The sequence below is a fragment of the Tissierellales bacterium genome (genome assembly GCA_035301805.1).
GTDB lineage: Bacteria > Bacillota > Clostridia > Tissierellales > DATGTQ01 > DATGTQ01.
Genome location: DATGTQ010000010.1, coordinates 1 through 6,571 on the forward strand (window position 1 = coordinate 1; position 6,571 = coordinate 6,571).

The following is a 6,571-nucleotide window of genomic DNA, read 5'->3' on the forward strand; positions in this document are numbered from 1 at the left end:
AAGAATTTGATGAATATGAGGGAAGTAAATATACTCATATAGCAGAGTTTAAAATATAAAAAATATGCCTCTTTTTCATTGACAAAAATGAAAAAGAGGCATATAATTTAATTAAACATATCAATATGTGCTCATATGTTACTATATGTAAAAGGGGAAAGAGGTGTATATTTTGACACAAAAAGAATTTATCCTAGAAGGGTTAAATTGTGCCAGTTGTGCTGGTAAGATTGAAAAACAAATTAATGGTATTAATGGTGTAGAAGAAGCTACTTTAGATTTTATATCAAAGAAATTAAAAGTAAAAGTAAAAGTAGAAGATGAAAATACCTTGAAGAGGATATCTAATGAGATAATTGATATAGTAAAAGCTTTAGAGCCTCATGTAGATGTAATAGATACTAGTAAAGAAGAATCTCATGGTCATGACCATACTCATGGTGAGGTAAAGAAAGAAAATGTAGTAAAAATAATAGTAGCATCAATATTGTTTGCAATTCCTTTAATATTTAAAATGGAAGGTATTTCAAAATTTATATTATTTTTTGCTAGTTATTTAATCGTAGGAGGAGAGATTCTATTAAGGGCAGCTAATAATATAGTCAAAGGACAGGTATTTGATGAAAATTTCTTAATGGCTATAGCTACTATAGGAGCCTTTATTATAGGAGAATACCCTGAAGGTGTAGCAGTTATGCTATTTTATCAAATAGGAGAATTATTCCAAGACCTGGCTGTAAATAACTCTAGAAAGTCTATTAAATCACTATTAGATATACGTCCAGATTATGCTAATTTAATGAAAGGTGAAGATCTAGTAAAAGTAGATCCGAACGAAGTAGAAATCGGAGATTATATAATAGTAAGACCTGGAGAAAAAATACCTTTAGATGGAATTGTAACAGAAGGTAATTCTTTTGTAGATACATCTAATATAACTGGTGAAAGTGTACCAAGGCCAGTAGGTAAAGGAGATACTGTATTAAGTGGTTTTGTAAATACTAATGGTTTATTAACTGTAGAAGTCAATAAAAAATTTGGAGAGTCAACAGTTTCAAAAATACTTGATTTAGTAGAAAATGCTTCTAGTAAAAAGGCACCAACAGAAAACTTTATAACTAAATTTGCCCGATATTATACTCCAGTAGTAGTATTTAGTGCTATTTTTATTGCATTCATTCCTCCACTAATATTAAAACAAGAATTATCTCACTGGGTATATAGAGCGTTAATATTCTTAGTAATTTCTTGTCCTTGTGCTTTAGTAATATCCATACCTTTAGGATTCTTTGGAGGCATAGGTGGGGCTTCTAAAACTGGTATATTAATAAAAGGAGGAAATTATTTAGAAGCTTTAAATGAAGTAGATACTATGGTATTTGATAAGACAGGTACTTTAACAAAGGGGGTCTTTAAAGTATCTGAAATAGAAAGTTATGAAGGATATACAAAGGATGAAGTTTTAGAAATTGCAGCTTATGGGGAAGTCTTTTCTAATCATCCAATAGGTAAATCTATAGTAGAAGCTTATGGAAAAGAAATAGATAAAAATCGTATAGAGGATTATAAAGAAATAGCTGGAAAAGGTATAGAAGTTATTATAGATGGCAATAAAGTACTACTAGGTAATAGAAAATTACTAAAAGACAATAAAATATCTTTTACAGAAAAAGATACCTATGGAACCGTAGCTTATATAGCTAGAAATAATCAATATATTGGTAATGTAATAATATCTGATGAAATAAAAGCAGGGGCAGAGGATACAATATCTGAATTGAAGAAATTAGGAGTAAAAACTGTCATGTTATCTGGTGATAATAAACAAGTCGTTGAAAAAGTAGGGGAAGCCTTAGGAATTGACAGCATATATGGAGAACTTCTACCTCAAGACAAAGTAAGTATATTTGAATCTATAATTACAGAAAAAACAGGAAAAGGGAAAGTAGCCTTTGTAGGAGATGGAGTTAATGATGCACCAGTATTAGCAAGAGCAGATATAGGTATTGCTATGGGTGGTTTAGGTTCAGATGCAGCTATAGAAGCTTCAGATGTAGTTATAATGACTGACAGTATAAATAAATTGACTACAGGATTAAAAATATCTAATAAAACTAAAAAAATAGTAACTCAAAATATAGTTTTTGCTTTAGGAATAAAGTTAATCGTTTTAGCTTTAGGAGCATTTGGAAAAGCCACTATGTGGGAGGCTGTATTTGCAGATGTAGGAGTTTCCGTTATAGCGATAATGAATTCTATGAGGGCTTTAAAAATAAAGGAGTAGAAATATACTCCTTTTTTTTTATTTCACAAATTAATATTAAATACATAAAATATGATAAACTATAATAAGACTAATATTAAGTAAGAGGTGTCACAGATTATGAAAATTAATTTAACCAAGAAAAATAGAAAAGACAATTATATAGTTTTAGCAGAAAATTTTTATTTAGATGACCGTAAAGAGAATGCCGTAAAGTCTTATAAAAAGGCATTGAGTTTCTCAGAAGATGAGGATGAAACCATAGATATATTGTATAATATTGCTTTTGTTTATGATGAAATGGGAATGGCTAAAGAAGCTTTAGAAATGTATAGAAGAATTACAGAAATAAGTAGTGAAGAAGTAGGTGCTTTCTATGGAATGGCTACAATGTATGAAAGATTAGATAAAAAGGATATAGCTTTAGATTTTTACTTTAAAGCTGTAGAAAAAAATTCTGAATACGATAGAGCTTATTTTTACATAGCAAATTTATATGATGAGCTGGGAAAAAAGGATTTAGCCATTAAATACTATAAGAAAGTTATTAAACTTGTTCCTAAAGATTATATAGCTTATAATAACTTAGGGTCCATATATGAAGAATTAGGTGATTATGATATGGCTCGTAAAATGATAGGAATAAGTATTGAAATAAAACCAGGCTATTATAAAGCTTTATTTAATATGGGGGTTATATATAAGAAACTTAATAATTACGATAAATCCTTAGAATATTATAGTGAATCTATAAAGAATAATAAAAACTACCCTTATTCTTATCTAAATAAATCTGTAATCTATATAGAACAAGAAAAATTAGGTGATGCAGTTCATGTATTAACGGAAGGTATAAAGAATAATCCTTATGCGGAGTTTTTATACTATAATAGAGCTTGTTGTTACTCTAAATTGGGAAAAATAAATGAGGGTATAAAAGATTTGAGGAAAGCTATCATACTATATCCAAACTTTGTAGAAATAATTAAAAATGACGATGATCTAAAAAATTTATATGAAGATGAGAGATTTGCCTCTCTTATTAGGCAAAGAACATAAATAAATAAAGGAGTAGATGGAATGATTATATTAAAAACACCAGAAGAAATTGAAATGATGAAAAAGTCTGGAGAAATATTAGCAAATTGTCACAAAGAAATAGCAAAAATTATAAAGCCAGGAATATCAACCTATGATATAGAAGAATTTGTTGAAGAATTTTTAAAAGCACACAATGCGACACCAGAACAAAAAGGATATCAAGGTTATAAATATGCTACATGTACTTCTGTAAATGATGAGATATGTCATGGATTTCCTAGAAAAGAACTATTAAAAGATGGAGATATTGTAACAGTAGATATGGTTGTAAATTTAGATGGATGGTTAGCGGACTCTGCTTGGAGTTATGGCGTAGGCAATATTTCTGAAGAAGCTACGAGACTATTAGAAGTTACTGAAGAATCTCTTTATATAGGGATTGATCAGGCGGTAATAGGGAATAGGATAGGAGATATTTCTCATGCTGTACAAACTTATGTAGAAAAAGAAGGCTATTCTGTAGTTAGGGATTTTGTGGGCCATGGAATTGGCACCAATATTCACGAAGATCCTCAAGTGCCTCACTTTGGTTCACCAGGTAGGGGGCAAAGGCTATTAGAAGGTATGGTTATTACTATTGAACCTATGGTGAACATTGGTTCTTATAGAATAAAGATGGATAACAATGGCTGGACAGCAAGAACTATGGATGGAGAATTATCTGCCCAATACGAGCATACTCTAGCTATAACTAAAGATGGTCCTTTAATATTGACAAAACAATAATAAAACCCCTAATTTCATAGGGGTTTTATTCTAGCCATTTTAAATATTTATTTTCTAATAAAGCTATTAATTTATACATTAATGCAGAGATTATAGCTAAAATAAATACACTCATCATGACTAAATCTAATTTAAACACTTGGCCACCATAGACGATTAAATATCCTATTCCGGCCTTAGATACTAAAAATTCACCTACTATAACTCCAACCCAAGAGAGGCCAATATTTACTTTTAAAGTACTAATTATAGCTGGTACACTATAAGGTAGGACTACCTTTCTTAGTATTTGAAATTTAGTAGCGCCGAAAGTTTCAAGTAGTCGAACTTTATCTTCATCTACACTAATGAAACTTATATAAACGTTCATTATAGTAATAACTATACTAATAGAGATTGCAGTTACAATAATACCTGAATAACCAGCACCTACCCATAATATAATAATAGGAGCTAGGGCTGTCTTGGGTAGACTGTTTAATACTACTAAATAAGGGTCTAATACCTTTGCCCAAAAATCAGACCACCAAAGACCTATAGCTATTAAAACCCCTAATAAGGTGCCAGCCAAAAAACCAATTATGGTTTCAAAAACGGAAATACCTACATGATAATGCAAATTTCCGTCCTTGGAGTAACTAATAAAAAGTTTCCAAATTTCCGATGGATAACTAGTTAAAAAAGAGTCTATCCAACTAAATCTAGCAGCTAATTCCCATAGTCCTAAGATGAAAACAAATATAATAATTTGAGTTATGAAAACTACTTTTTTTCGTCTTTTAACTCTTTTTATATACTCCTTATGTTCTTGCGACTTTTCATTAGACATAATTTTCAGCCCCTTTCATAAAACTAGGACGTTTACAAAAAGTTATTTGTATATACTTCATAGTATTCATGGGAAAGGTTATTGGTGAAAATTAATGGTATAGATATATCTATAGGGTATATGGTATAATGAGATTAGTTAGGAAAGTACTTCTTTTATAAGGGGATTATTATGATTTTAGGATGTTTAATTACTATTTTAGCATTTGTATTTATATTGGTTATGTTAATTATAACTGGTACAATAATAACCATAGGCTTTTTATTTAAACTTTTATTACCTTTTATTTTAATATTAATGGGTATATACTTACTTTCTAACAACCTACTATAGCTTTTTTATCATAATATAATTAAGTAAGTATTTCTGTTTTTAAATATGTTATAGGCTTTATTGAAATATTAATGAACAAATAATATCGGCATCTAGGTAATGTACTGTCCAGAGTTTAGCCTATGAAGACACATAGGAGATATAGTGTTAGCTATGTTCTAGGAAGCAAGAAGCGACCACTTCTATAAGAATTTTCGCCTACTGTGAGGCTATGGGCCCTTCTTTGAACTGATTGGATAACAAGATTTTTTATTTGTTTTTATCATTTTTAAGTCTCCTATATATTATAACTAAGCTTTTCTTAAAGCTATAAGATCAATATTACCATTTAATAGGCCCTTATAAACCACTTCTCCTCTTTTTATAGGGGCTGAAACTTCAATAGAATTGAAAGAATTTAAAACCTCTTTAATTTTATTATTAGGAATAGGTTCACTAGTTTTTACTGGTAATCGACTAATATGGGATTTTTTTATTTTAATAGTTCCAGTAATAACTCTATTAGGTTCAGTCATTTCTTTTATAGCATATTCTTTTCCCCTTCTACAGCTATGTCCTTTAACAGAATATCCAGAAGGTATGCTATCATCTTTTTTTATTGTTAATTCACAGCCTATAGGACAACATATACAAGTTTTTTGAATTTCATTCATAGTTTACCTCCATTGCAAAAATAATAGATTTTTTATAACAATTATATAATATCATAAAACAAAGATATTTATAATTATCTAAATATTTGTAGGGTATGAATAATATGAAAATAGTAAAAAATAATAAGGCTTTCAAAATATATGGAGGGATATTGTGACGAAAGTAAGGAGTATTAAAAAAATATTTCTAGGTGAAAAGGTTATTGAAGGGGCAGGGGTTAGTATACGCAGAATTTTTGGACATAAAGACGTAACTAATTTAGATCCATTTTTACTATTAGATTTTTTTAATTCTAAAGACCCTAAGGACTATGTAAAAGGATTTCCTTGGCACCCTCATAGGGGAATAGAAACAGTAACCTATCTAATTGAAGGAGAAATAGAGCATGAGGATAGTTTAGGAAATACAGGAGTAATAAAAAGCGGAGATTGTCAATGGATGACAGCAGGAAATGGTATAATACATCAAGAAATGCCAAAGGAAAGCCCTAATATGTTAGGGATTCAGCTTTGGATAAATTTATCATCAAATAATAAAATGATAGAACCTAAATATGAAGACATAAATTCAAAAAATATACCTAAAGTAGAAGAAGATGATGGGACAATACGGGTAATTGCAGGTGAATATAAAAATACTTCAGGTCCAGGAAAGGGAACGAGTTT

7 protein-coding genes are annotated in these 6,571 nt (G+C 29.6%); 5 read left to right on the plus strand and 2 right to left on the minus strand.

Annotated elements, in window-relative coordinates:
• The first annotated feature begins 172 nt into the window (after positions 1-172).
• The 3 genes from VK071_00300 (at position 173) to map (ending at position 4,090) form a co-directional block, all read left to right on the plus strand.
• Positions 173-2,284 carry a heavy metal translocating P-type ATPase gene (locus VK071_00300; protein HLR33755.1) on the plus strand — a complete coding sequence of 704 codons (2,112 nt, stop codon included), beginning with the start codon at positions 173-175 and terminating at the stop codon, positions 2,282-2,284.
• A gap of 99 nt (positions 2,285-2,383) precedes the next feature.
• Positions 2,384-3,322 (plus strand): tetratricopeptide repeat protein, encoded by a 939-nt coding sequence (locus VK071_00305; GenBank protein HLR33756.1) that lies wholly within the window; start codon positions 2,384-2,386, stop codon positions 3,320-3,322.
• A 21-nt stretch (positions 3,323-3,343) separates the two neighbouring features.
• Complete coding sequence (gene map / locus VK071_00310) at positions 3,344-4,090, plus strand: type I methionyl aminopeptidase (protein ID HLR33757.1); 747 nt, start codon at positions 3,344-3,346, stop codon at positions 4,088-4,090.
• Between the two features lie 25 nt (positions 4,091-4,115).
• Here the strand turns inward: map and VK071_00315 are convergent, their stop codons facing one another.
• A complete protein-coding gene (locus VK071_00315; GenBank protein HLR33758.1) occupies positions 4,116-4,919 on the minus strand; it encodes an ABC transporter permease in 804 nt (267 codons plus the stop codon).
• Positions 4,920-5,090: 171 nt separating this feature from the next.
• Here VK071_00315 and VK071_00320 point away from each other — a divergent pair, with 171 nt between their 5' ends.
• Positions 5,091-5,252, plus strand: a complete 162-nt coding sequence (locus VK071_00320) for a hypothetical protein (GenBank protein HLR33759.1) — start codon at positions 5,091-5,093, stop codon at positions 5,250-5,252.
• 290 nt (positions 5,253-5,542) lie between these two features.
• Here the strand turns inward: VK071_00320 and VK071_00325 are convergent, their stop codons facing one another.
• On the minus strand, positions 5,543-5,905 hold the full coding sequence (locus VK071_00325) for a DUF1667 domain-containing protein (protein ID HLR33760.1): 363 nt from the start codon (positions 5,903-5,905) through the stop codon (positions 5,543-5,545).
• A 154-nt stretch (positions 5,906-6,059) separates the two neighbouring features.
• Between VK071_00325 and VK071_00330 the strand changes: the two genes are divergently transcribed.
• Positions 6,060-6,571, plus strand: a 512-nt coding sequence (locus tag VK071_00330) for a pirin family protein (protein ID HLR33761.1), incomplete at its 3' end; no start/stop codon positions are given.

Coding starts and splice junctions, on each gene's coding strand:
- VK071_00305 (HLR33756.1), top strand. CDS start 2,384: ATGAAAATTAATTTAACCAAGAAAAATAGAAAAGACAATTATATAGTT.
- map (HLR33757.1), top strand. CDS start 3,344: ATGATTATATTAAAAACACCAGAAGAAATTGAAATGATGAAAAAGTCT.
- VK071_00315 (HLR33758.1), bottom strand. CDS start 4,919: ATGTCTAATGAAAAGTCGCAAGAACATAAGGAGTATATAAAAAGAGTT.
- VK071_00320 (HLR33759.1), top strand. CDS start 5,091: ATGATTTTAGGATGTTTAATTACTATTTTAGCATTTGTATTTATATTG.
- VK071_00325 (HLR33760.1), bottom strand. CDS start 5,905: ATGAATGAAATTCAAAAAACTTGTATATGTTGTCCTATAGGCTGTGAA.